Consider the following 24,795-nt stretch of genomic DNA (forward strand, 5'->3'; position numbering starts at 1 on the left):
TGTCCAGCGCCGATCATGTCTGCCACGATCAGACACATGATGAATTTCCTAGTCAAGACGATCGCCAACGCGGCGGCCCTGGCCGTGGCCATCTGGCTGCTCGCGGACATCACGCTGACCGGCGACAGCACGGGCAAGAAGACCCTCACCCTGGTCATCGTGGCGCTGATCTTCGGCCTGGTGAACTTCCTCGTCAAGCCGGTCGTGAAGCTGCTGACGCTGCCGCTGTTCATCCTCACTCTCGGTCTGATCACGCTGGTGATCAACGCCCTGATGCTGCTGCTGACCTCCTGGTTGGCCGACAAGTTCGACCTCGCCTTCCACGTGGAGGGCTTCTGGACCGCCGTGCTCGGCGGCCTGATCATCAGCGTCGTCTCCTGGGCGCTGAACGTCGTCATGCCCGACAAGGACTGACGCGCATGGGTATAGGAGACGGCACCCGGGCGGTACGCGCCGGGCTGCCCACCCCGGTCGCGTACGAGCCGACCCTCCCCGGGCCGGTGTTCGCCGCGCACTTCCACCTGCCCGGGGAGCCGACCGGCCCGTACACGTACGGCCGCGACGGCAACCCCACCTGGACGCACCTGGAGCGCGCCATCGGCGAGCTGGAGGCGCCCGGCGACGAGGACGTGGAGACCGTCGTCTTCGCCTCCGGCATGGCCGCGATCTCGGCCGTCCTCCTCTCGCACGCGCGCTCCGGCGACACGGTGGTCCTGCCCGACGACGGCTACCAGGCGCTGGCGCTGGTGCGCGAGCAGCTGGCGGCGTACGACGTGGTGGTGCGCACCGCGCCGACCGCGGGCGACGCCCAGCTCGGCGAGCTCGAAGGGGCGCGGCTGCTGTGGATCGAGACGCCGTCCAACCCCGGGCTCGACGTGTGCGACATCCGTCGGCTCGCGGACGCGGCGCACGCCGCGGGCGCGCTGGTCGCCGTCGACAATACGCTCGCCACCCCCCTCGGCCAGCGGCCCCTTGAGCTCGGCGCGGACTTCTCCGTGGCCAGCGGAACCAAGGGGCTGACCGGCCACGGCGATGTACTGCTCGGCTATGTGACCTGCCGCGATCCGGAGCTGGCCGCTCGGGTACGGCGCTGGCGCAAGGTCGTCGGGGCGATCCCCGGGCCGATGGAGGCCTGGCTGGCGCACCGCTCGCTGGCCACCCTCCAGCTGCGCGCCGACCGGCAGGGCGCGACCGCGCTGACGCTGGCCGAGGCGCTGCGCGGGCACCGTGCGGTCAGCGACCTGCGCCACCCCGGGCTGCCCGGCGACCCCTCGCACGCCATCGCCTCGCGGCAGATGCGGCGCTTCGGCTGCGTGGTCTCCTTCACGCTGCCGGACCGGGGGTACGCGGAGCGCTTCCTGGACGCGCTGCGGCTGGCCGACGACGCCACGAGCTTCGGGAGCGTGCGCTCCACCGCGGAGCGGCGCGGCCGGTGGGGCGGCGACGCGGTGCCGGAGGGCTTCATCCGCTTCTCCGTCGGCGCCGAGGACCCGGAGGACCTGGTGGCCGACGTACTGCGCTCGCTCGACGAGGCGGCGCCCCCGGGGACCGGCTCCGAGACGCCCTGATCGCGCACCGCCTGCCCCCACCTGCGGCGCACCGCGCCCGCTACGCACAACGGACGGTCCGAGCCTCCCCCCTCTTGGCTCGGACCGTCCCGGTTCTATGCGCGAAGAACCGCGCGCACAAGGCTAGTTGACTCTGCGTCAGTGTCCAATCACGGTAGCGACAGCGACCTATCGACATATTTATAGTTGTGCCCGGGCGGGGAGCCTGTCGGACGGAAGGGCACACCATGGACCTGGCCCTGCTGCGTACATTCGTCACGGTGCACCGGGCCGGATCCTTCACCCGTGCCGCCGCGCTCCTCGGGCTGTCCCAGCCCGCCGTGACCAGCCAGATACGCACCTTGGAACGGCAGTTGGGCCGCCCCCTGTTCCTGCGCCAGGCCCGCGGGGTAACCCCCACGACCATCGGCGACGAGCTGGCGCACCGCGCGGCGCCGCATCTGGACGCGCTCGTCGAGATCACCGAGGCAGGACTGCACGAGGAGTCGGGGGCGCGGACCCTGCACCTCGCCGGGCCACCGGAATTCACCTCCCTCCGCGTGCTGCCCACCCTCGCGCCGCTGATCGCGCGGGGCCTGGTGCTGCGCATCGCCTTCGGGAACGCCCAGGAGACCCTGGAGGGGCTCGCCGCCGGCCACCACGACCTGGCGATCTCCACGGACCGGCCGCGCGGCAGGCTGCTCACCGCGACCCCGCTGTGCGACGAGGAGCATGTCCTGGTCGCCGCTCCGCGCTGGGCCGGCCGGATCGCGCCGGGGCTGCTGCGTCACAAGGGGCCCGAGGCGCTGGAACAGATGCCGGTGGTGGAGGTGCACGAGTCGATGCCGTTCGTCACCCCCTACTGGAGCACCGTCTTCGAAACCCGGCCGACCGCCGCCGCCACCGTCGTCGCGCCCGACCTGCGGGCCGTGCTGCACGCCACGGCCGCGGGCGCCGGACTGTCCGTGCTGCCGCGCTACCTGTGCGAGGAGGCGCTGGAACGTGGCGAGGTGGTGGCCCTCTTCGACCCTCCGATGCCACCGCTGCGCACCTATTTCCTGGCCGCGCGCACCGGCACACTCACGCTGACCCACATCGAGCGGGCGCACGAATGGCTGCTGCGGGCCGCCACCGACTGGTGCTGAGACACCGGAGCCGCCCGGCAGGACACAGCCGGGAAGTGGACGGGAGTTTCAGAACGGACCGCACGGGCCAATTAACTGCCATGACCGAACGGCCCGTGGTCAAGCGCACCGCACGCGCCATCCTGCTCGACGCCGACGACCTCATCCTCATCAAACGCACCAAACCGGGCGTCGCCCCGTACTGGCTCACGCCCGGCGGCGGAGTCGAGCCGGAGGACGCCACCGTCGTCGACGCCCTGCACCGGGAGCTCGACGAGGAACTCGGCGCGAAGATCACCGACGTGGTCCCCTGCTTCGTCGACACCATCGAGCACATCGCGCACGGCGGTGTGACCGGCGTGAAGGTGCAGCACTTCTTCGTCTGCCGACTGGAGTCGATGGACCCCTCACGCCGGCACGGGCCGGAGATCGACGAACCGTGCGGTGAGTACGAGACCGTACGGGTCCCCTTCAGCCGGGTCGGCATCGCCGCGGTGCACCTCGTGCCGCTGTCGTTGCGACACTTCCTGGACGGCAACATCGAGGGCGTACGGGCGATGCACGCCACCGACCTGGGATAACCCGGCCACTGTTCCCGAGCGGGTGGACCGGGCGCGGCTCAGTCGCCCGCCGCGACCAGCTCTTCGACCGAATCGTGGCGGATACGGTCGAAGGGGATGCCCAGGCCCCGCAGCGCGTCGACGCCGCTGCGGATCATGCCGGGCGGCCCCGAGAGATACGCGTCGTACGACGTCCACGGGCCGTACTCACGCACCGCGTCGGGGAACTGCGCCCGGTCGTCGACCACCGGGCGCACCGACAGCCAGGAGTGCGACTGCTGGAGTCGCAGCATCGTGTCGATGTCGTACAGATCGTGCCCGGTGCGCGCGCCGTAGAACACCTCGACGGGGCGCCGCTCGCCGTGCTCGGCGACATCCTCGACGAGCGCCTTGATCGGCGCGATTCCGGTGCCGCCGCCCAGACAGAGCAGGCCGTTGTCGGTGGAGTGGTCGACCACCATCGAGCCGGCCGGGGCGCCGAGGCGCAGGACGTCGCCGGGACGGGCGTGATGGACGAGGGCGTTGGAGACCCAGCCGGCCGGGACCGCCTTCACGTGGAAGGAGAGCAGCCCGTCGGAGCGGGGGGCGGCAGCGAAGGAGTAGTGCCGCCAGATCCGGGGCCACCACGGCGTTTCCAGGCTGGTGTACTGCCCGGCGAGGAAGGGGTAGGGCTGGTCGGGGCGGAGTGTGATCACGGCTATGTCGGGGGTGCGAAGATCGTGCGAGACGACCTCGGTCTGCCACCAGGGCGGCGCCTGCCGCTCGTTCTCCGCTGCCGCGTCGATCATGATCTGGGAGATCGCGGTGTACGTCCGGATCCAGGCGGCTTCGGTCTCGCTGTCCCAGGTGGCGGTCGCGTAGCGGCTCAGCGCACCGAGAAGGGCCTCGCCGATGGCCGGGTAGTGGGCGGCCTGCGTGCCGTACTTGCGGTGGCCGCGGCCGAGGTTGCGGAGGTACTCCGTGAGCACCGCGCTGTTGTCGATGTGCTCGGCGGCGGTGAGCAACGCCTTGAGCAGGCGGTCGCGCTGGGTGTCCATCGCCGCGGGGAACAGCTCGCGCAGGTCCGGGTGGCGGACGAAGAGCAGAGCGTAGAAGTACGACGTGACCTTGTCCGCGACGGGCCCGATCTCCGCCATGGTCCGCCGGATGCGGGCCGCGTCGGGGGACACGGGAGCGGTGGGGGCCGCGGGGGCGGGGGGCGCCGGCGTGGGGGTCGGCGGGGTGCCTGCCTCGGTGGGGGGCGGAGTTGGGCCGCCGGTCGCCGTGGAGCCCGTGAACGGGCTCGGCAGGGGCTGCTCCTGGGCGGGTGCCGGGTGCTCCAGGTTCGGTAGCGGGGCCGCTGCCGCCGGGGCCGACACCTGAGCCTTGGGGGCTGCCGCCGGGGCGGGGACGGCGGCTGGGAGGGGGACACCGGCCGACTCCGAAGGCACCGGGGCCGAGGACGAAGCCGGGGCAGCCGGGGCCGGGTAGCTCTCCCGGGGGTGGGCCGCCGGGGCTTCCGTGTCGGCGCCGGGGGTCTGCCCGCCAGGGGCCTGCCGGGTGCGCGCCGCTTCGGCCAGCGCCGGGGCGGTGTCCGAAGCGGGCCGCACACGCGAGGCGCCGGATCCCACGGGGCGTATCGGCGTCACAGGGCGGCTGGGGCCGGGTATCGGGTCCCGGTTCTGCTCCCCGTCCCGGTGGTCGCCGGGGTCGGAGTCCGGGCCCGGCTGCGGGGTACCCGCGGCCGGCTGCCTGCGCGGCGCGAACCAGCCGCCTCCGCTCTCACCGGAAGTGCCGTTGTCGGCCGACGTGGTGGTCGGAGCGTCCATAATTGTGCCTCGCCTCGAACATTATTCGGTCGGTCTCTGCACTTCCGGGACCGGAACGTGCTCGAAATTCCCCGTTCAGTTCTGCTCTGCGTCAGGCCTGGTGACTGCCCACACTAAACATGCCTCTGCCCCCATTTAGGGTGCAGGAGACAAAAGTGTGACATTGTCCGCAGTTCCCGTCGTCGCAGCCTGACAGGTACTCCTTCCACATCGGACAAAGACTGGAAAGTCCGGGCACTGGCACCCGTTTTCCGGTTACGCTGGATTGCTCTGCGCCCTACACCGGAGCCGCACCGAGAGCGAACCGGAGTCGACCATACCGCCGGTAGCTCCGGATACAAGCCCCGTCTTCGCCGCCCCTCGACGAATTGCGCGCCAGTTCTGCGGCTATTCCAGAATTACCGCCGGGGGTGCACCGGTTCGTACGTCTTGCGGATATCACCATCCGCATAGGCGAGAGCGGGAAGGCGCCGAGGGGTGGCGATCTGCAATGACTGCCACCGAAGTCGGCACCGTGGCGAAGATCTTCGTGTCCGACATCGAATCCCCGCAAACGGCCCGATCACTCCTCAGCGGCCCGAATTTTTCACAGAGCCGGTTTGTGATCTTCACTTGTACGCCGAGGCTAGTACGCGGGGTTACTCCCCCCGTCAGACGCCCTACCGGCCCCTCGCCAGGCACCGTGTTTCACGTGAAACCACTCCCACGCCCGGCACGCCGGGCCATCCTCGTAGCCCATGTCACCGCCTCCGCCGGCTGGCTCGGACTCACTGTCGGCCTGCTGGCGCTCGGCGTCACCGCCTATACGACCAAGTCCGCAGCGACTACACAGGCGACCTACAGCGCCATGAAGGTCTTCGGCGACTGGTTGCTCGTGCCCCTGGCGCTGCTGTCCCTGGTCACCGGACTGGTGCTGTCGCTCGGCACCACATGGGGCCTGTCCAAGCACCGCTGGGTCTGGACGAAGTTCTGGCTCACCCTCGTCACCGCAGCCGCGACGATCTTCGCGTTGCGTCCGAGCATCAGTGCGGCCGCGCTGGAGGGCATCCCGGACAGCAGCCTGATCGCGGCGCCGACGGTCGCGTCCGCCGCCTACTTCTTCATGACCGCGATCTCCGTACTCAAGCCATGGGGTCTCACGCGCCGAGGTCGCCGCCTGCGGGCCGCCGCCACCGCCGCGCGCGGCACCCGCACATCAACCGCCACCCGTAAAGCGAAGGAGGAGCCGTCGGTACGTCAGTCGGCCTGATCACCGCGCCGGGCGCGATCGCAGGAACGCCCCCAAGTTCCCTGATGTTCCGGGTACTTGGGGCGTTCGCGTACTGCTGCTGTGCCGGGCCGGCTACCGGTTGAGGGACTCGACGGCGGCGGACGCGAAGCCGTGGTCCTGGTCCGGCGCCCCGCCACCGACGCCGATGGCGCCGATAAGGCGGCTGTCGCGGTGGAGCGGGACCCCACCGGCGATGAACAGGAGCGGACGGTCGAGCGCGGTCGGCAACGTGTGGAAGAGCCCTCCGGGCTGAACGGCGTCGCCCAGGTCGGCGGTCGGCGCATTGAGCTGGAGCGCGGTGCACGCCTTGCGGGTGCTGGTCTCGCCGGTGATCAGGACGGCCCGGTCGTCGCGCCGGAAGGCCAGCAGATGGCCACCGGCGTCCAGAACGGTGACGGCGGCGGTGACCCCGGCCGCTTCGGCGGCGCCGCGGGCCGCCTCGATGAGGGCTTCCGCGTCCTGAGTGGTCAGCGGGGCGACAGCGGTGACAACGGTGGCGCTCAGGGGGTTACTCCCTGGTTCTCTGGGGCTTTCGGGGGGGGAGGTGACAGTTCAGTGCTGGGCGGCCGTCGCCGTGGCCGTCGCCGTGGCCGTCGCCGTGGCCGTCTCGGGCATGGCGCCCGCGACCACCGGGCCGCGTGCGGCCGTACGGCGCTCCAGGCCGCTGGACAGGACAGCCAGCGCCAGGGCGGAGGCCGCGAGCACGGCGCCGACCCAGTTCGGGGCGGTGTAGCCGAGGCCGGCCGCGATGACGAGGCCGCCGAGCCAGGCGGAGAGCGCGTTGCCGAGGTTGAACGCGCCGATGTTGACGGCGGAGGCCAGGGTGGGGGCGCCGGCGGCCTGGTCCAGCACCCGCTTCTGGAGCGGCGGTACGGTCGCGAAGCCCAGTCCGCCGATCAGCACGATGGTGACGGCCGCGGTGATCTGGTTGTGCGCGGTGAGCGTGAACAGGGCCAGGACCACCGCGAGGGCGCCCAGCGACACGTACAGCAGGGGCATCAGGTGGCGGTCGGCGAACTTGCCGCCGATCAGGTTGCCGCCGACCATGCCGAGGCCGAAGAGGACCAGCAGCCAGGTGACCGAGCTTGCGGAGTAGCCGGCGACCTCGGTCATCATCGGGGTGATGTAGGTGATGGCGGCGAAGACTCCGCCGAAGCCGAGGACCGTCATCGCCATGGCGAGCAGGACCTGCGCATTGCGGAAGGCGGCGAGCTCGTGGCGCAGTCGTACGCCCTCGGGCTTGGCCATCTCCGGGACGAGCTTGGCAACGCCCACCAGGCCGAGGACGCCGAGCGCGGCGACGGCGTAGAAGGTGATGCGCCAGCCGAAGTTCTGCCCGATGAAGGTGCCGAGCGGTACGCCGACGACGTTGGCGACGGTCAGACCGGTGAACATCATGGCGATCGCGCCGGCCTTCTTCTCCGGGGCGACCAGTTCGGCCGCGACGATCGAGCCGATGCCGAAGAACGCGCCATGCGCGAGCGAGGCGACCACCCGGCCGGTGAGCATCACGCCGAAGGAGGGGGCGAGGGCGGAGATCAGATTGCCCGCGATGAAGAGGCCCATCAGGATCATCAGCATCCGCTTGCGGGAGATCCTCGTCCCGAGGATGGACATCAGCGGGGCGCCCAGCACAACGCCCAGGGCGTATCCGCTGACCAGGTAGCCGGCCGTGGGGATCGAGACGCCGTAGTCGGCGGAGACCTCCGGCAGCAGCCCCATGATCACGAATTCAGTGGTGCCGATGCCGAACGCCCCGATGGCGAGGGCGAGGAGCGCGAGTGGCATGGGTGAACCTTCCCAAGAGAGATTGCGTGAGCGCCTTACAAGCGTCGACAATAATTGCAAGCGCTGACTAATGCAAGCGCGGGCTATTGCGGACGTCGTCTATCCTGAGGACAAGCCGCTCCCGACGAGGAGAGATCCATGACCGCGACAGACCCCGCCCTGACCGCCCTCTCGCAGAGCTGGTGCGCCCTCTCCCTGCTCCACGGGAAGATCGAGGCCCACATCGAAAGGGCCCTCGAAACGCAGCACGGCCTGAGCATGCGCGAGTACTCGCTGCTCGACGTCCTCAGCCGTCAGCACAGCGGTTCCGGCGGCCACCTCCAGATGAAGCAGGTCGCCGACGCCGTGGTGCTGAGCCAGAGCGCCACCACCCGCCTGGTGACCCGCCTGGAGGACCGCGGTCTGCTGACCCGCTACCTCTGCGACACCGACCGGCGCGGCATCTACACGGACGTCACCGATGCCGGCCTCGCGCTGCTCGCCGAGGCCCGGCCCACCAATGACGCCGCGCTGCGCGAGGCCCTCGACGAAGCCGCCAGGAACCCCGAGCTGGCTCCCCTGGTCAGGACCGTCGAGGAGCTGCGGGTCCCCGCGTAATCTGGCACCCATGAGTGATCTTGAGATACGTGCCGCGGCGCCCGAGGACATCGCGGCGATCGTCGCCATGCTGGCCGACGACGCGCTGGGCGCCCGGCGCGAGTCCCCGGACGACCTGACCCCGTACACCGCCGCCTACGAGCGGCTCGCCGCGGACCCGAACCAGCACCTCGTGGTGGCCGTCCGCGTGGGCACCGACACCGCCGCGGGCGCCGAGAAGGTCGTCGGCACACTGCAGCTGACGATCGTCCCCGGTCTGTCGCGGCGAGGCTCCACCCGCTCGATCATCGAAGGCGTACGGATCCACGCCGACGAGCGCGGCAGCGGCCTCGGTACCCGGCTCATCGAGTGGGCGATCGACGAATCCCGGCGGCAGAACTGCCAGTTGGTCCAGCTGACCACGGACGCCACCCGCACCGACGCCCACCGCTTCTACGAGCGGCTCGGCTTCGAGCCCTCCCACGTCGGCTTCAAGATGAGCATCTGAGACCGGGCAGCCGGCACCGCCCCGTGGGGCGGGGGTGTGGGACCTCGCTGCTCGTGGCCCAAGCAGAGCTTCTGACCAGCGACTTCTCCGCCGTCCCACGGCGATGGCACACGCTTCGGCCTCACGAGCGGTGGCACATCCTCGACTTGCCGGCACACCGGGACAGAAGGGACCGCCCTCAATGGGTTTGTCCCTCGTCACCGCACCGGATTACCTTGCCGAGGTGGATCTCTTCTCACGCTCCTGGGCAGCGTTGCGCGCGGCGGTCGCCGAACTCCCGGACGAGGACTTCGCACAGCCGTCAGGCTGCACCGGCTGGCTCGTGCGCGACCTGGTGTGCCATCTGATCATCGACGCTCAAGATGTCCTGATCACCCTCGTGACGCCGGCCGAGACGGAACCGACCCACGACGCGCTGACCTACTGGGATGTCACCGGAACGCCGCCGACCGGCGACGACCGCTCGACGCACTGACCGTCCGACTGGCCGCCGCGTACCAGGAACCTTGGCTGCTCAAGTTCCACCTCGACGACGTCAGCTCCGCGGCCGGCCGCGCCGCCGAGCTCGCCGACCCGGACCTCTGGGTCGGCACCCGCGACCTGGTCCTCACCGCGGGCGAGTACCTCCGCACGTACGTCATGGAGTGGACGCTGCACCACCTCGACCTGGTCGCGCACCTTCCGGGCGCGGCCAAACCGCCCGCGGAGGCGCTCGCCGAGTGCCGCGAGATGCTGGAGGAGATCGCCGGGGCCGTGTTCCCCGCGACGTTCTCCGACGAGGACACGCTGCTGGTCGGCACCGGGAGGCGCACCCCGACCGACACGGAGAAGGCCGAACTGGGCGCGCTGGCCGCGAGACTCCCGCTCGTCCTCGGATGATCGTGTGACTCACCAGGAAATCGGTGCTGAGACTGTGCCGCGAAATCGGAGACCCCGCAAGGGGTCGGATCAGGTCTGGGCCATGTCCACGAAGCGTGAGTAGTGGCCCTGGAAGGCCACCGTGATCGTCGCCGTCGGACCATTTCGGTGCTTGGCCACGATCAGGTCCGCCTCGCCCGCGCGCGGTGACTCCTTCTCGTACGCATCCTCGCGGTGCAGCAGGATCACCATGTCCGCGTCCTGCTCGATCGATCCCGACTCACGGAGGTCGGACACCATCGGCTTCTTGTCCGTACGTTGCTCGGGACCACGGTTCAGCTGCGAGAGCGCGATCACCGGGACCTCCAGCTCCTTCGCCAGCAGCTTGAGGTTTCGGGACATGTCCGAGACCTCCTGCTGGCGGTTCTCCGCTCGCTTCGAACCGCCGGACTGCATCAGCTGCAGATAGTCGATGACCACCAGCTTCAGGTCCTGCCGCTGCTTCAGCCGCCGGCACTTGGCCCGGATCTCCATCATCGACAGGTTCGGCGAGTCGTCGATGAACAGCGGCGCCGCCGACACGTCCGGCATACGTCGTGCCAGCCGCGTCCAGTCCTCGTCTGTCATCGTCCCGGAGCGCATGTGGTGCAGTGCCACCCGCGCCTCCGCCGACAGCAAACGCATGGCGATCTCGTTGCGTCCCATTTCGAGAGAGAAGATCACGCTGGGCAGGCCGGCCTTGATCGAGCAGGCCCGCGCGAAGTCCAGCGCGAGCGTCGACTTGCCCATGGCGGGACGGGCGGCGATGACGATCATCTGGCCGGGGTGCAGGCCGTTGGTCAGCGAGTCGAAGTCCGTGAAGCCGGTGGGCACACCGGTCATCTCGCCGCTGCGCGAACCGATCGCCTCGATCTCGTCGAGCGCGCCCTCCATGATGTCGCCGAGCGGCAGATAGTCCTCGCTGGTGCGCTGCTCGGTGACCGCGTAGATCTCGGCCTGCGCCGAGTTCACGATGTCGTCGACGTCGCCGTCGGCCGCGTATCCCATCTGCGTGATCTTTGTGCCCGCCTCGACCAGCCTGCGCAGCACCGCCCGCTCATGGACGATCTCGGCGTAGTACTCGGCGTTCGCCGCGGTCGGCACGGTCTGCACCAGCGTGTGCAGATACGATGCGCCGCCGACCTTCGCGATCTCACCACGCCTGGTCAGTTCGGCGGCCACCGTGATGGGGTCGGCGGGCTCGCCCTTGGCATAGAGATCGAGGATCGCCGTGTAGACGGTCTCGTGGGCCGGCCGGTAGAAGTCGTTGCCCTTGATGACCTCCACGACGTCGGCGATGGCGTCCTTGGAAAGGAGCATGCCGCCAAGGACGGACTGCTCCGCGTCGAGGTCCTGCGGGGGAACCCGCTCGAATCCGGGGGAGCCGCCCTCCCAGCCGCCGCCCTCGCGGCCCCCGTCGCTCTGCTCGTCGCGGCCCTTGCCCTCGCCGCGGCGTCGGCGGGAAGGCAGACGGTCACCGGGACCGCTGTCGGCCCAGGGGTCGTCCAATGGCTCGGGGGTGCTCACCGGGCCACCTCCTCCCGTCCGCTCCGCGGACCTCGCTGTGCCACTCTTTCTTACGGCACGGCTCTGACAAATGAGACGCCCGACTCCGGTTCCGGCGCGTCAAGTTCAACGAGATTCCAGGGCCGAAACGGAAGGCGGGCGCCGGACCACGGTAGGCCCGCGGGCACCGTCAGCCAATCTGGTTATCCACAGGCCATGTGGACGAAGGAGCAGTTGCTGTGGAGAACCCTCCAGAACCTGTGCACGGACCGGGGGACAGCACTGTGGACAAACTCATAGCACCCTCGCGAGCACCGCTCTGACCTGGACTTTCTTCATCCACCGACTGTGGGGAAGAAAAACTTTGCCCCTTGGCCCAAGATCAGAACAAACGGCGCACAGCCGAACCACCAAAGGGGCTCCAAGTAAGGGTCCCAGAGTCATTGCATCACTTACCTGTGGAAGATTAGATTGAGCCCATGAGCCAGGCACCCTCGGCATCCAAGACCGGCCGCCGCCAACACGACCGCGAAATCCTCGCGCTCGCCCTGCCCGCCTTCGGTGCGCTGGTCGCCGAGCCGCTCTTCCTGATGGTCGACAGCGCGGTGGTCGGCCATCTCGGCACCCCGCAGCTCGCGGGTCTCGCCATCGCGGCCGCCCTGTTGACCACCGCCGTGAGCATTTTCGTCTTCCTCGCCTACGCCACCACCGCGGCGGTCGCGCGCCGGGTGGGCGCGGGCGACCTCCAGTCCGCGATCCGCCAGGGGATGGACGGCATCTGGCTCGCCCTCATCCTGGGCGCGGGCGTCATCGCGATCGTCCTGCCCGGCGCTCCCTGGCTCATCGACATCTTCGGCGCCTCCGACACGGCCGCTCCGTACGCGATCACCTATCTGCGCATCTCCAGCCTCGGCATCCCCGCGATGCTCGTGGTGCTCGCGGCCACCGGGGTGCTGCGTGGCCTCCACGACACCCGGACACCGCTCTATGTCGCCATCGGCGGCTTCACCGCCAACGCGGCCCTCAATGTGGGTCTGGTGTACGGCGCGGGGCTGGGCATCGCCGGTTCCGCCTGGGGCACCGTGATCGCCCAGGTCGGGATGGCCGCCGTCTATCTCGTGGTGGTGGTCCGCGGTGCGCGTCGGCACGGAGCCTCCCTGCGTCCCGACCTGGCCGGCATCAGGGCCTCCGCCCAGGCCGGCGCTCCCCTGCTGGTCCGTACGCTCTCGCTGCGCGCCGTCCTGATGATCGCCACCGCGGTGGCCGCCCGCCTCGGGGACGCCGAAGTCGCCGCCCACCAGATCATCCTGTCCCTGTGGAGTCTGCTGGCCTTCGCTCTCGACGCCATCGCCATCGCCGGTCAGGCGATCATCGGGCGCTACCTGGGTGCCGATGACGCCAAGGGCGCGCGGGCTGCGTGCCGACGGATGGTCGAGTGGGGAGTGGCCGCCGGTGTCCTCTTTGGTGTGCTCGTCATGGTGTCGCGGCCGTTGTTCATCCAGCTGTTCACGACCGATCGAGTCGTGCAGGACACGCTGCTGCCCGCACTCCTGGTGGTCGCCGTCATTCAGCCCGTCTCGGGGATCGTATTTGTGCTGGACGGTGTCCTGATGGGCGCAGGGGACGGCCCGTATCTGGCCTGGGCCATGCTGGCGACGCTGGCGGTATTCACCCCGGTCGCCCTGCTCGTCCCCAGGTTCGGCGGCGGGCTGACAGCTCTGTGGTGGGCGATGGCGCTGATGATGGTCGTCCGGCTGGTGACTCTGTGGCTGCGCGCCCGCTCGGGCCGCTGGATCGTCACGGGCGCCACGCGCTGAGCGATGTTTCACGTGAAACCGGGCGGAACAACGCACGAAGTAGTCCGCGACGACGTAAGACGTAACTCAGGACGCCGCACCGCGGACAACGTACGAAGAAGGGCCGCACCCCGGGGGGGGTGCGGCCCTTCTCAGCGCTCAAAGCCCTGCGATGCGCAGTGCTTAGGCAGCGACGACCTCGACACCGAGCTTCGCGGCGACCTCGGGGTGCAGACGCACCGAGACCTGGTGCGAACCAAGGGTCTTGATCGGGGCGCCGAGCTCAACGCGGCGCTTGTCGACCTCGGGGCCACCGGCAGCCTTGATCGCCGAAGCGACGTCGGCCGGAGTGACGGAACCGAAGAGGCGGCCGGCGTCGCCGGAGCGAACAGCCAGGCTGACCTTCACGCCTTCGAGCCTGGCCTTGATCTCGTTGGCCTGCTCGATGGTCGCGATCTCGTGGATCTTGCGGGCGCGGCGGATCTGCGCCACGTCCTTCTCGCCACCCTTGGTCCAGCGGATCGCGAAACCGCGCGGGACCAGGTAGTTGCGAGCGTAACCGTCCTTGACGTCAACGACGTCTCCGGCGGTACCGAGGCCTGTGACCTCGTGGGTGAGGATGATCTTCATTTTTCGGTCACCCTTCCCTTATCGCGCGGTGGACGTGTAGGGCAGCAGCGCCATCTCACGGCTGTTCTTGACAGCCGTGGCGACGTCACGCTGGTGCTGAGTGCAGTTGCCGGTCACGCGGCGGGCACGGATCTTACCGCGGTCGGAAATGAACTTCCGCAGCATGTTCGTGTCCTTGTAGTCCACGTACGTGACCTTGTCCTTGCAGAATGCGCAGACCTTCTTCTTAGGCTTGCGCACAGGCGGCTTCGCCATTGTGTCTCTCCTGTGTGATCAAGAAGTGGGGTACGGACCCGCCCTAGAAGGGGGGCTCGTCCGAGTAGCCGCCGCTGCCGCCGGCTGAACCGCCGGAGCTTCCGCCGGAGCTTCCGCCCCAGCTGCCGCCGCCCTGCTGCTGACCGCCGCCGGCCGGTGCGTTGGTGGCCCAGGGGTCCTCGGCGGCAGATGCGCCGCCGCCCTGCTGCTGCGGGCTGCCGCCGCCGGAGTTTCCACCCCAGCTGCCGCCGCCCTGCTGCTGACCGCCGCCACCACCGGCGCCGTATCCACCCTGGCCGCCTCGGCCCGTGGTCTTGGTGACCTTGGCCGTGGCGGTCTTGAGGCTGGGGCCGACTTCCTCGACGTCCAGCTCGTAGACCGTGCGCTTGACGCCCTCACGGTCCTCGTAGGACCGCTGCTTCAGCCGGCCCTGCACGACTACGCGCATGCCTCGCTGAAGCGACTCCGCGACGTTCTCCGCCGCCTGACGCCAGACCGAGCAGGTGAGGAACAGGCCATCGCCGTCCTTCCACTCATTGGTCTGCTTGTCGAAGATGCGGGGTGTGGACGCGACACGGAACTTCGCGACCGCCGCACCGGACGGGGTGAAGCGCAGCTCGGGGTCGTCGACGAGATTGCCGACGACCGTGATGACGGTCTCGCCTGCCATGGGGGAACCTCTCGGCGGGGATTGCTGCTGGCTGCTTGTTGCTACTCGGACCCGATTACCGCTGAGCTACTGGGCTCAGTGGGTTTCGGGGCGGAGGACCTTGGTCCGGAGGACCGACTCGTTCAGGTTCATCTGTCGGTCGAGCTCCTTGACGACCGCAGGCTCGGCCTGCAGGTCGATGACCGAGTAGATACCCTCGGGCTTCTTGTTGATCTCGTAGGAGAGGCGACGACGGCCCCAGGTGTCGACCTTCTCGACCTTTCCGTTGCCCTCACGGACAACGGAGAGGAAGTTCTCGATCAACGGGGAGACAGCGCGCTCCTCGAGATCGGGGTCGAGGATGACCATCATTTCGTAATGACGCATGTGGAACCCACCTCCTTTGGACTCAGCGGCCACGGTCGATCCGTGGCAGGAGGGTCGTGATGCGTACGCAACGGTATCGGCCGCCACTGACAGTCGGCCTCTACGAGAGAGGCGCCTGTTTCCTGGCATGGGCAGACAACCGGTGCAGACCGTACAGACTACCTGCTCACCCCCCTCCGGTTGAAATCCGGCCGAGAGGGGCCACAATTTGTACACATCGGGTGTGTGCGGCGTTACCGTGCGCCGCCTTCCGACAGGAGGTGCTCCATGGCACAGACAGTGCGCCGCAGCTCGTCCATCTCTCTCTTCGCCACGGACGGCAAGCCGCATCCGCTCCAGGACACCCTGGTCGCGGTGACGGTGGTGCTGGGCCTGATCGCTTTCGTCTCCGCGATGTTCCACGACCTGCATCTGCTCAGCTCATGGGCGGGACTGGTCGGGATCCTCACGGGTGCGTACGGCCAGTTCATCTCGGCGACGACGCGTGAGCGCTTCTTGTTGATCGTCGGACTGGGGGCGTCCGCCGTCGGGTTCTTCCTGGGTATGGCACATGGCGGTCTGTTCGGCGGAGTGCTGGGCTAGGCCCGCTCCGCCCCGGGCCAGACGGGGCGCTCCTTTCGCGCAGTAGGCTTCGGCGCGAGACACGCCTGCCGAGGAGCGCCCCGCATGAGCCTGACCCTGAGGACCATCAGCCGAGAGCAGCATCTGGCGTACATCCAGAGCCTGCCTGCGGCGAGTCACTGCCAGGTTCCGGCATGGGCCGACGTGAAGACCGAATGGCGTTCGGAAAGCCTCGGTTGGTTCGACAAGGACGACCAGCAGGTCGGCGCCGGACTGGTGCTGTACCGGCAGCTTCCCAAGATCAAGCGGTACCTCGCCTATCTTCCCGAGGGCCCGGTGATCAACTGGTACGCCCCGAACCTGGACGACTGGCTGCGGCCGATGCTGGCGCACCTCAAGCAGCAGGGTGCGTTCTCGGTGAAGATGGGCCCGCCCGTCGTCATCCGCCGCTGGAACGCGATCGCGATCAAATCGGGAATCCAGGACCCGGACGTCAAGCGGCTCCGTGACGTGGAGGCCTCGCACATCGAGCCGCGCGCGTTCGAAGTGTCGGACCGGCTGCGGAAGATGGGCTGGCAGCAGGCGGAGGACGGCGGCGCCGGCTTCGGCGACGTACAGCCTCGTTATGTCTTCCAGGTGCCGCTCGCCAACCGCTCGCTGGACGACGTCCTCAAGGGCTTCAACCAGCTCTGGCGGCGCAATATCAAGAAGGCCGAGAAGGCCGGTGTCGAGGTCGTCCAGGCGGGCTACGACGACCTCGCCGAGTGGCAGCGGCTGTACGAGATCACCGCTGAGCGCGATCATTTCCGGCCGCGCCCGCTCTCGTACTTCCAGCGCATGTGGACGGTCCTGAACACCGAGGACCCCAACCGGATGCGGCTGTACTTCGCCCGTCACGAGGGCGAGAACGTGGCAGCCGCGACGATGCTGATCGTCGGCGGCCATGTCTGGTACTCCTACGGCGCTTCCGCGAACCACAAGCGTGAGGTCCGCCCCTCGAACGCGATGCAGTGGCGGATGCTGCGCGACGCGTACGCGATGGGCGCGACCGTCTATGACCTGCGGGGCATCTCCGACTCGCTCGACGAGACCGACCACCTTTTCGGCCTGATCCAGTTCAAGGTGGGCACCGGCGGCGAGGCCGTCGAGTACGTCGGCGAGTGGGACTTCCCGCTCAACAAGGTGCTGCACAAGGCGCTCGACATGTACATGTCGCGTCGCTGACCTCTCATTCCTCTCCACACCTGATTCACCGCAGACCCGAGAAAGGTTCCGGACCGGCCATGGCGCTCACTCTGTACGTCGACACCGCGCGCTGGCGGGCGCACCAGAAGTCCGTGCTCGATCAGTTCCCCGGGATCGTGCCGGTCTGCAAGGGCAATGGCTACGGCTTCGGCCACGAGCGGCTCGCGGACGAGGCCACGCGCTTCGGCTCGGACATCCTCGCCGTCGGCACCACGTACGAAGCGGCCCGTGTCAAGGACTGGTTCGGTGGTGATCTGCTCGTCCTCACACCGTTCCGGCGTGGCGAGGAGCCGGTCCCGCTGCCGGACCGGGTGATCCGCTCCGTGTCCTCGGTCGACGGCGTGCACGCGCTGGTCGGCGCGCGGGTCGTCATCGAGTGCATGAGCTCGATGAAGCGTCACGGTGTCCGCGAGGAGGAGCTCGGGCAGCTCCACGCGGCCATAGAGGACGTACGCCTCGAAGGCTTCGCGCTGCACCTCCCGCTGGACCGGCTCGACGGCTCGGACGCCGTCGAGGAGGTCATCACCTGGATGGACCGGCTGCGGTCGGCCAGGCTGCCGCTGCACACGATGTTCGTCAGCCATCTGAAGGCGGACGAACTGTCGCGGCTGCAGCAGCAGTTCCCGCAGACCCGCTTCCGTGCGCGCATCGGTACCCGGCTGTGGCTGGGTGACCACGAGGCGACGGAGTACCGGGGTTCGGTGCTCGATGTGACCCGGGTGTCCAAGGGTGACCGTTTCGGCTACCGCCAGCAGAAGGCGGCGTCGGACGGCTGGCTGGTCGTGGTCGCGGGCGGTACGTCGCACGGTGTGGGCCTGGAGGCGCCCAAGGCGCTGCACGGTGTGATGCCGCGCGCGAAGGGTGTGGCGCGGGCCGGTCTGGCCACGGTGAACCGCAATCTCGCACCGTTCGTGTGGGCGGGCAAGCAGCGCTGGTTCGCGGAGCCGCCGCACATGCAGGTGTCGATCCTGTTCGTGCCCGCGGATGCCCAGGAGCCGACCGTGGGCGAAGAGCTGGTGGCCCATCTGCGCCATACGACCACGCAGTTCGACCGCATCGTCGACCGCTAGACGCCGACGCCCGAACCGCGGTACGCGTACCGCGGCCCTCGAACCGCAAGCAGAAGCCCCCCGGGTCCGTGACCCGGGGGGCTTTCTCATGTCCGGGCCGTCCCGTCGGCCCCGGACGCGTCCGACGTGGTGACGCCCCACTCGACGCGCACCCCCTCGTAGTGCCGCACGCCGTGCCTCGGCGGATGAGCCGCCGGCCCCAGCACGAAGACGTCCTCCACACCGTCGAGGACGCCGCCCGACGGGTCGTCCGAGCCGTCACGCCGTACGGGGTCGCGCTCGGGCTTGAGGATGTCGCGTACGACGACGGCGCACAGGTAGAGCGTCCCCAGCAGGTGCAGGGCGATGGCCAGTTGGTATCCCTCCGGCGGAAGCCCCTGGTGCTTGTCGTCGCTCGACGTGTACGCGAGGTACAGCCAGATCCCGAAGAAGTACATGACCTCGCAGGCCTGCCAGATCAGGAAGTCGCGCCAGCGCGGCCTGGCCAGGGCGGCGAGCGGGATCAGCCACAACACGTACTGCGGCGAGTAGACCTTGTTGGTCAGGATGAAGGCCGCCACGACCAGGAAGGCGAGCTGGGCGAAGCGCGGCCGTCGGGGAGCGGTCAGGGTCAGCAGGGTGATGCCCGCGCACAGCAGGATCATCAGGAGCGTGGCGTACGTGTTGACGGCTTCGACGTCGAGGGGGCGGCCGGTGCGCTGGGTGATGACCAGCCAGAAGGAGCCGAAGTCCACGGACCGTTCCTGGCTGAAGGTGTAGAACTTCTTCCACCCCTCGGGCGCGAAGGCCATGATCGGCAGATTCACCAGGAGCCAGGCCCCCGCGGCGCCGAGAAGGGCCGCTCCGTACTCCCGGCGTCTGCCCGCCCGCCAGCACAGCACGAGCAGCGGCCCCAGCAGCAGCACGGGATAGAGCTTGGCGGCCGTCGCCAGCCCGATGAGGACACCGAAGGCCACGGTCCGCCCCCGGGACCACATGAGCATCGCCGCGGCGGTGAGAGCGACGGCCAGCAGGTCCCAGTTGATGGTGGCGGTGAGCGCGAGGGCGGGCGCCAGGGCGACGAGCAGGGCGTCCCAGGGGCGGCGGCGGTGTGTACGGGCGACACAGACCGCGACGACGACGGCGCAGATCATCAGCATGCCCGCGTTGATCATCCAGTAGGCCTGCTCACGGTCCTGCACGGAGCCGTCGAAGGGGAGCGTCAGCCAGGCAGCGACCTGCATGAACAGGCCGGTCAGCACGGGGTATTCGAGGAACTCCATGTCGCCGGACGGCAGGCGGTCGAAGTACGGCACGAGACCGTCGGCGAAACCCCGTCCGTTGTACAGGTGCGGGATGTCGGAGTAACACGCGTGCGTGTACTGGGAACTGATACCGCGGAACCAGGCCCACTCGTAACAGGGCATCTTCTGCACCATGCCAAGTGCGAACATCCCGATCGCGACCAGGGCGATGACGCGGACGGGCGTGAGCCGGTCGGTGCCCAGTCTCGCCCACCGGCCGATCGGCCCCCCGATGAGCTCGCTGCCGGCTGCGGCGACTTCGTCCTGCTGCGTGGGCCGTACTACGGGCCTGTCCTCGTGCACGCTCGTCATGGGGTCATCCTGCCGTACGGGGCGGGACACGCGGCGAGGGCCGCCGCACGGGGTGCGACGGCCCTCGGCCGGGGTTGGCGACGTGAGCCGCCGGCTGGTGGCGTCAGCCGCCGCCTCCGAAGAGGCCGCCATTGCCGCCGTTACCGCCGCTACTGCCGCTACTGCCGCTGCCGTTGGTTGTGCCCGTGTTCCCGTCGGTGGTGCCGCCGTCGGGATCCCCCGGGTCCGGAGTACCGGTCGGCCCGCCGTCCGTGCCGCCGTTGTCGGTGCCCCCGGCGTCCTCGCCTCCGCCGTTGGCGCCACCGTCGCCGCACTCCAAGTCGAGCGGCTCACACGACGGTGTCTCCGAAGGCGTCTCTGACGGGGTTTCGGAGGGCGTCTCGGACGGAGTCTCCGAGGGCGTCTCACTGGGCGTGTCGCTGGGCGTGGGGGGCGGCGTGGGGGTCGGCGCGCCGTTCGCGTCGGCCTTCTCACCGATCGGCCCGCCCTCGGGGAACCCGGTCTTGGGCTGGCCCTTGAGCGCCTCACGCATGTAGTTCGTCCAGACCTCGGTCGGGATGTCACCACCGTGGATGGACGGGACGCCGCCGGTGCCGTTCATGGAGAGCAGCTTGCGGGACTCGGGGTCCGTACGGAACAGGGTCACCGAGGTCGACAACTGCGGGGTGTAGCCGACGAACCAGGCCGACTTGTTCTTGTCGGTGGTGCCGGTCTTGCCCGCGGCCGGGCGACCCAGCTCCAGGGCCTTCTTGGCCGTGCCGTTCTTGACCACGTTCTCCAGGACGTTGGTGACATTGTCCGCGACGTCCTTCTCCATCGCGTCCTGGCCCTCGGGCGCGTCGAACCCTTCCTTCTGCTTGCGCTCGTAGAGCACCTTGGTGACGGAGTAGGGCTCGTGGTGTTCGCCGGAGGCGGCGAAGGTCGCGTACGAGTCGGCCATGCGAATCGCGCTCGGCGTGGAAGTACCCAGGGAGAAGGACGCGTTCAGCGTGTCCATGCTCTCCTTCAGGATTCCGGTCCTCTGTGCCATGTCCGAGACCTTGCTCAGGCCGACATCGATGCCCAGCTGCACGAAGGGAGAGTTGATGGAGTCCTGCATGGCTTCCTTGAGCGTGACGAAGCCGTATGCCTTGGTGCTCTCGTTCTTCTGCCGGAACGGACCGTTCTTGCCCGGCATCGGATCGCCGTTGCGGTTCTTGATGACGATGAGGTCATTGCCGTTGTACTTGCTCATCGGCGAAAGCCCCACACCGTCCTCGGTGTTCTGGGTGCCATGTGTCATCGCCGCGGCGAGAACGTAGGGCTTCCAGGTCGAGCCGACAGGGATGCCGGAAGTGTCGGCATTGTTGGTGAAGTGCTTCTTGTCCCAGCCTTCACCACCGTAGAGCGCGACGATCTTGCCGGTCTTCACATCGACCGAGGACGAGCCGAACTGGACGAATTTGTCGGTGTCCGGGCGTTTCTCGGGGTTAAGGAATTCCCGGCGGGTCTTGCTGACCGCCCTCTCCATCGCCTCGACCTTTTTCTTGTTGAAGGTCGTATAGATGCGATAGCCGCCGCGCTCCAGGGCCTCCGGCTTGATGTCGGTCTGCTTGAGCACGTACTTTTTGGCGGTCTCGACGAGGTAGCCCTTTTGACCACTGAGGCCGGTGGCTGCCTGCGAGTCCCTGAGCTTGGGGAACTTGGTGTACTGGGCGCGATCCTGCGGGGTCATGCGACCCACCTCGACCTCACGGTCGAGGATCCACCCCCAGCGCTCCTGGGCGCGCTTGGTGTTCAGCTCGGGGGTGGCGTTGTCGCCGATGCCACCGTCCGGGTTGAAGAGGTTCGGGCCCTTGAGCAGCGAAGCGAGGAAGGCGCCCTCGTCCGCCTCCAGCTTGTCGCTGTCCTTGCCGAAATATGCCTGCGCCGCGGCCTGGATGCCGTAGGCGTCGCGGCCGAAGTACGCGGTGTTCAGATACCCGGCAAGGATCTTCTTCTTGTCCTGCTTGGCGCCGACCTTTATTGAGATGAAGAGCTCGGTGAACTTGCGCTTCATCGTCTGTTCCTGGCCCAGGAACGTGTTCTTCACGTACTGCTGAGTGATGGTCGAGCCACCCTGGGTGTCGCCGCCCTTGGCCATATTGACGACGGCCCGCGCGATGCCCACCGGGTCGACACCCTTGTCGGTGTCGAACGAGGCGTTCTCCGCCGCGATCACCGCATCCTGGGTGGACTTCGGGATCCTGCCGATGTCGACGTTCTGCCGGTTGCGCTGGCCACCGGTAGCGGCGAGCTGCTTCCCGTCGTCCCAGTAGAAGACGTTGTTCTCCGCCTGTGCCATCTTTTGCGGGTTGGGGGTGTCCACCCAGGCGAAAGCGGCTCCGGCCCCGATGAGCAGGATCCCGAAGAAGCCGAGGCAGACTCCCGTGACCTGCTTCCAGGACGGTACGAAGCGCCGCCACCCGTACTTCTCGGCGCGCGGATAGTCGATCAGCCTCTTCTTGGGGCGCGCGCCTCCGCGGCCCCGACCGGAGCCCTCGGCCCCGCCGGCACCGCTACCGCGCCGGCCACCACCGTGACCGCCGGAGCCCGAACCTGTCGGTCCTCCCGGCTCGGGGCCACGACGGCGCGCGCCACCGGCCGAACCGCGCTGCGCGGCCCGGCGGGCGTCGGCCCTGCCGCTGTACGACGGCTCCTCTTCGTACGAACCGGAGGGTGACCCGGTGCTTGTGGTGTCCCGCGGGGGAGCCGCACGGCGCCCTGAGGGCTGCTGGGCGGCTCGCCTGGCCGCGGCACGACCGCCACCACCTTGCGGCTGCGGCGGTTTGCGACGGTGCTCGCTCATCGAACGACTACTCCTCGGGCAGGCGAGAGCGCCTGGAAGCGGCAGTTGAGTTCCGGTCCCCCCGAAGTACGGACCAGCCCATCCCCCGGCTCATCCGTACGGCTATTGCGTCCAGGATGATGACGCCCCCTCGCGTCACGCGGTTCCCGGTGGTTTGCATGCCGCACAGACTACGCACCGTCAAAACCCTCCCAGTGCCGATGTTCACCCCAAAACAGGCAAGTTGGGTCCTACAAATTGGTGATGTGACGCCGTTCACCATGGCTCCCCTTGCCGCGGACGGACTCCCGTTCTATCGTCTGGATGTATCGAGTCGATACATCAGCTCGGCATAAGGGCCGTCGGAGACCGGGGAGGCGAAGGATGAGCAGACGCTCAGGCATCCTCGAATTCGCCGTGCTCGGCCTGCTGCGGGAGTCCCCGATGCACGGCTACGAGCTGCGTAAACGCCTCAACACCTCGCTGGGGGTCTTCCGGGCCTTCAGCTACGGCACCCTCTATCCCTGCCTCAAGACGCTCGTCGCCAGCGGCTGGTTGATCGAGGAGCCGGGCAGTGCCCCGGAGGACGCGCTCGCCGCATCACTCGCGGGACGCCGGGCGAAGATCGTCTACCGGCTGACGGCGGACGGTAAGGAGCACTTCGAGGAGCTGCTCTCGCACACCGGCCCCGACTCCTGGGAGGACGAGCATTTCGCCGCTCGTTTCGCCTTCTTCGGGCAGACGGAGCGCGAGGTGCGGATGCGGGTGCTCGAAGGGCGCAGGAGCCGCCTGGAGGAGCGTCTTGAGAAGATGAGCGCCTCCCTGACCCGCACCCGCGAGCGCCTGGACGACTACACGCTTGAGCTGCAGCGACACGGCATGGAGTCCGTGGAGCGCGAAGTGCGCTGGCTGAACGAGCTCATCGAGAGCGAGCGCGCGGGGCGGGACAAGCGGTCCACCCCCGACGGCTCGACTCAGCAGGACACCACATCGGAAGAGACGGGCGGCCTGCCCCGGCACCGGGACCCCTCCCGGCCGGATCCGTCCGACGACACCACCAAGTGAGTCCCGGCACTTCCGCGGGGACTCGTCATACACACAGGGAGCAACCGCCAATGGGTTCGGTTCGCGTAGCCATCGTCGGCGTGGGCAACTGCGCCGCCTCGCTGGTGCAGGGCGTCGAGTACTACAAGGATGCCGACCCGGCGGGCAAGGTCCCGGGTCTCATGCACGTCAATTTCGGCGAGTACCACGTCAGTGACGTCGAGTTCGTCGCTGCTTTTGATGTCGACGCCAAGAAGGTCGGCCTCGACCTCGCGGACGCCATCGGCGCCAGCGAGAACAACACCATCAAGATCTGCGACGTCCCGAACAAGGGCGTCACCGTTCAGCGCGGTCACACTCTCGACGGCCTGGGCAAGTACTACCGCGAGACCATCGAGGAGGCTGCCGACGCGCCCGTCGACATCGTCCAGGTCCTCAAGGACAAGCAGGTCGACGTTCTCGTCTGCTACCTGCCCGTCGGTTCCGAGGCCGCTGCGAAGTTCTACGCGCAGTGCGCCATCGACGCCAAGGTCGCCTTCGTCAACGCCCTTCCGGTCTTCATCGCCGGCACCAAGGAGTGGGCGGACAAGTTCACCGAGGCGGGCGTCCCGATCATCGGTGACGACATCAAGTCGCAGGTCGGCGCGACCATCACGCACCGCGTGATGGCGAAGCTCTTCGAGGACCGGGGCGTTGTCCTGGACCGCACGATGCAGCTGAACGTCGGCGGCAACATGGACTTCAAGAACATGCTCGAGCGTGAGCGCCTGGAGTCCAAGAAGATCTCGAAGACGCAGGCCGTCACCTCGCAGATCCCCGACCGCGACCTGGGTGCGGACAACGTCCACATCGGTCCTTCGGACTACGTGGCCTGGCTGGACGACCGCAAGTGGGCGTACGTCCGCCTTGAGGGCCGCGCCTTCGGCGATGTCCCGCTGAACCTTGAGTACAAGCTCGAGGTCTGGGACTCCCCGAACTCCGCGGGTGTCATCATCGACGCCGTGCGTGCCGCGAAGATCGCGAAGGACCGCGGCATCGGCGGCCCGATCCTCTCCGCGTCCTCGTACTTCATGAAGTCCCCGCCGGTTCAGTACTTCGACGACGAGGCACACCGCAACGTCGAGAAGTTCATCGCGGGCGAGGTCGAGCGCTAAACAGCTCCGCCGCCGCCAC

General features: G+C 68.5%; 23 protein-coding genes and 1 pseudogene. 14 read left to right on the top strand and 10 right to left on the bottom strand.

Annotated elements, in window-relative coordinates:
* Positions 1 to 36: 36 nt before the first annotated feature.
* The 4 genes from ACLLJJ_RS17690 (at position 37) to ACLLJJ_RS17705 (ending at position 3,252) form a co-directional block, all read left to right on the top strand.
* The gene (locus ACLLJJ_RS17690) at positions 37 to 414 is read left to right on the top strand and encodes a phage holin family protein (RefSeq protein ID WP_283521981.1); all 378 of its coding nucleotides are present in this window, start codon (positions 37 to 39) and stop codon (positions 412 to 414) included.
* Between the two features lie 5 nt (positions 415 to 419).
* Positions 420 to 1,568, top strand: a complete 1,149-nt coding sequence (locus ACLLJJ_RS17695; RefSeq protein ID WP_434592315.1) for a cystathionine gamma-lyase — start codon at positions 420 to 422, stop codon at positions 1,566 to 1,568.
* Between the two features lie 227 nt (positions 1,569 to 1,795).
* The gene (locus ACLLJJ_RS17700; RefSeq protein WP_434592317.1) at positions 1,796 to 2,692 is read left to right on the top strand and encodes a LysR family transcriptional regulator; all 897 of its coding nucleotides are present in this window, start codon (positions 1,796 to 1,798) and stop codon (positions 2,690 to 2,692) included.
* Between the two features lie 80 nt (positions 2,693 to 2,772).
* A complete protein-coding gene (locus tag ACLLJJ_RS17705; protein WP_434592318.1) occupies positions 2,773 to 3,252 on the top strand; it encodes an NUDIX domain-containing protein in 480 nt (159 codons plus the stop codon).
* A gap of 38 nt (positions 3,253 to 3,290) precedes the next feature.
* Here the strand turns inward: ACLLJJ_RS17705 and ACLLJJ_RS17710 are convergent, their stop codons facing one another.
* Entirely contained in the window at positions 3,291 to 5,039 is a 1,749-nt protein-coding gene (locus tag ACLLJJ_RS17710; protein ID WP_434592320.1) for a globin domain-containing protein, read from the bottom strand.
* A 691-nt stretch (positions 5,040 to 5,730) separates the two neighbouring features.
* Between ACLLJJ_RS17710 and ACLLJJ_RS17715 the strand changes: the two genes are divergently transcribed.
* Complete coding sequence (locus ACLLJJ_RS17715) at positions 5,731 to 6,288, top strand: DUF2269 domain-containing protein (protein ID WP_434592322.1); 558 nt, start codon at positions 5,731 to 5,733, stop codon at positions 6,286 to 6,288.
* Between the two features lie 93 nt (positions 6,289 to 6,381).
* Here the strand turns inward: ACLLJJ_RS17715 and ACLLJJ_RS17720 are convergent, their stop codons facing one another.
* On the bottom strand, positions 6,382 to 6,813 hold the full coding sequence (locus ACLLJJ_RS17720; RefSeq protein WP_434600445.1) for a GlcG/HbpS family heme-binding protein: 432 nt from the start codon (positions 6,811 to 6,813) through the stop codon (positions 6,382 to 6,384).
* A 48-nt stretch (positions 6,814 to 6,861) separates the two neighbouring features.
* Positions 6,862 to 8,097, bottom strand: coding sequence for an MFS transporter (locus ACLLJJ_RS17725; RefSeq protein WP_434592324.1), 1,236 nt, complete (start codon positions 8,095 to 8,097; stop codon positions 6,862 to 6,864).
* 138 nt (positions 8,098 to 8,235) lie between these two features.
* Here ACLLJJ_RS17725 and ACLLJJ_RS17730 point away from each other — a divergent pair, with 138 nt between their 5' ends.
* From ACLLJJ_RS17730 to ACLLJJ_RS17740, 3 genes and pseudogenes are all read left to right on the top strand, one after another.
* Positions 8,236 to 8,694: a MarR family winged helix-turn-helix transcriptional regulator gene (locus ACLLJJ_RS17730; protein WP_434592327.1), complete on the top strand. Its 459-nt coding sequence runs from the start codon at positions 8,236 to 8,238 to the stop codon at positions 8,692 to 8,694.
* Between the two features lie 10 nt (positions 8,695 to 8,704).
* The gene (locus tag ACLLJJ_RS17735; RefSeq protein ID WP_434592330.1) at positions 8,705 to 9,181 is read left to right on the top strand and encodes a GNAT family N-acetyltransferase; all 477 of its coding nucleotides are present in this window, start codon (positions 8,705 to 8,707) and stop codon (positions 9,179 to 9,181) included.
* A 223-nt stretch (positions 9,182 to 9,404) separates the two neighbouring features.
* Positions 9,405 to 10,060 (top strand): annotated as a pseudogene (locus ACLLJJ_RS17740) (maleylpyruvate isomerase N-terminal domain-containing protein).
* 69 nt (positions 10,061 to 10,129) lie between these two features.
* Here the strand turns inward: ACLLJJ_RS17740 and dnaB are convergent.
* Positions 10,130 to 11,587 (bottom strand): replicative DNA helicase, encoded by a 1,458-nt coding sequence (gene dnaB / locus ACLLJJ_RS17745; protein WP_434600446.1) that lies wholly within the window; start codon positions 11,585 to 11,587, stop codon positions 10,130 to 10,132.
* A gap of 476 nt (positions 11,588 to 12,063) precedes the next feature.
* On the opposite strand from dnaB, the gene ACLLJJ_RS17750 reads away from it, so the two are divergent.
* Positions 12,064 to 13,401 (top strand): MATE family efflux transporter, encoded by a 1,338-nt coding sequence (locus ACLLJJ_RS17750; protein WP_434592333.1) that lies wholly within the window; start codon positions 12,064 to 12,066, stop codon positions 13,399 to 13,401.
* Positions 13,402 to 13,563: 162 nt separating this feature from the next.
* Here the strand turns inward: ACLLJJ_RS17750 and rplI are convergent, their stop codons facing one another.
* From rplI to rpsF, 4 genes are all read right to left on the bottom strand, one after another.
* Entirely contained in the window at positions 13,564 to 14,010 is a 447-nt protein-coding gene (gene rplI / locus ACLLJJ_RS17755; protein ID WP_434592335.1) for a 50S ribosomal protein L9, read from the bottom strand.
* Positions 14,011 to 14,028: 18 nt separating this feature from the next.
* Entirely contained in the window at positions 14,029 to 14,265 is a 237-nt protein-coding gene (gene rpsR, locus ACLLJJ_RS17760; protein ID WP_003949403.1) for a 30S ribosomal protein S18, read from the bottom strand.
* Between the two features lie 43 nt (positions 14,266 to 14,308).
* Entirely contained in the window at positions 14,309 to 14,935 is a 627-nt protein-coding gene (locus tag ACLLJJ_RS17765) for a single-stranded DNA-binding protein (protein WP_434592352.1), read from the bottom strand.
* A gap of 75 nt (positions 14,936 to 15,010) precedes the next feature.
* Positions 15,011 to 15,301 (bottom strand): 30S ribosomal protein S6, encoded by a 291-nt coding sequence (gene rpsF, locus ACLLJJ_RS17770; protein WP_283521970.1) that lies wholly within the window; start codon positions 15,299 to 15,301, stop codon positions 15,011 to 15,013.
* 267 nt (positions 15,302 to 15,568) lie between these two features.
* Between rpsF and ACLLJJ_RS17775 the strand changes: the two genes are divergently transcribed.
* The 3 genes from ACLLJJ_RS17775 (at position 15,569) to ACLLJJ_RS17785 (ending at position 18,177) form a co-directional block, all read left to right on the top strand.
* Positions 15,569 to 15,883, top strand: coding sequence for a hypothetical protein (locus ACLLJJ_RS17775; RefSeq protein WP_434592356.1), 315 nt, complete (start codon positions 15,569 to 15,571; stop codon positions 15,881 to 15,883).
* An 84-nt stretch (positions 15,884 to 15,967) separates the two neighbouring features.
* Entirely contained in the window at positions 15,968 to 17,086 is a 1,119-nt protein-coding gene (locus ACLLJJ_RS17780; RefSeq protein ID WP_283521968.1) for a lipid II:glycine glycyltransferase FemX, read from the top strand.
* 59 nt (positions 17,087 to 17,145) lie between these two features.
* Complete coding sequence (locus ACLLJJ_RS17785) at positions 17,146 to 18,177, top strand: alanine racemase (RefSeq protein WP_434592357.1); 1,032 nt, start codon at positions 17,146 to 17,148, stop codon at positions 18,175 to 18,177.
* Positions 18,178 to 18,263: 86 nt separating this feature from the next.
* On the opposite strand, the gene ACLLJJ_RS17790 is transcribed toward ACLLJJ_RS17785, so the two are convergent.
* Together ACLLJJ_RS17790 and ACLLJJ_RS17795 are read right to left on the bottom strand one after the other, a co-directional pair.
* Positions 18,264 to 19,772 carry a glycosyltransferase family 87 protein gene (locus ACLLJJ_RS17790; RefSeq protein ID WP_434592359.1) on the bottom strand — a complete coding sequence of 503 codons (1,509 nt, stop codon included), beginning with the start codon at positions 19,770 to 19,772 and terminating at the stop codon, positions 18,264 to 18,266.
* A 103-nt stretch (positions 19,773 to 19,875) separates the two neighbouring features.
* Positions 19,876 to 22,599, bottom strand: a complete 2,724-nt coding sequence (locus ACLLJJ_RS17795; RefSeq protein ID WP_434592362.1) for a transglycosylase domain-containing protein — start codon at positions 22,597 to 22,599, stop codon at positions 19,876 to 19,878.
* Positions 22,600 to 22,962: 363 nt separating this feature from the next.
* Between ACLLJJ_RS17795 and ACLLJJ_RS17800 the strand changes: the two genes are divergently transcribed.
* A complete protein-coding gene (locus ACLLJJ_RS17800) occupies positions 22,963 to 23,643 on the top strand; it encodes a PadR family transcriptional regulator (RefSeq protein ID WP_434592365.1) in 681 nt (226 codons plus the stop codon).
* 50 nt (positions 23,644 to 23,693) lie between these two features.
* Positions 23,694 to 24,776, top strand: a complete 1,083-nt coding sequence (locus ACLLJJ_RS17805; RefSeq protein WP_283521963.1) for an inositol-3-phosphate synthase — start codon at positions 23,694 to 23,696, stop codon at positions 24,774 to 24,776.
* Positions 24,777 to 24,795 lie beyond the last annotated feature (19 nt).

It is taken from the genome of Streptomyces sp. A5-4, from assembly GCF_051131715.1.
Taxonomy (GTDB): domain Bacteria; phylum Actinomycetota; class Actinomycetes; order Streptomycetales; family Streptomycetaceae; genus Streptomyces.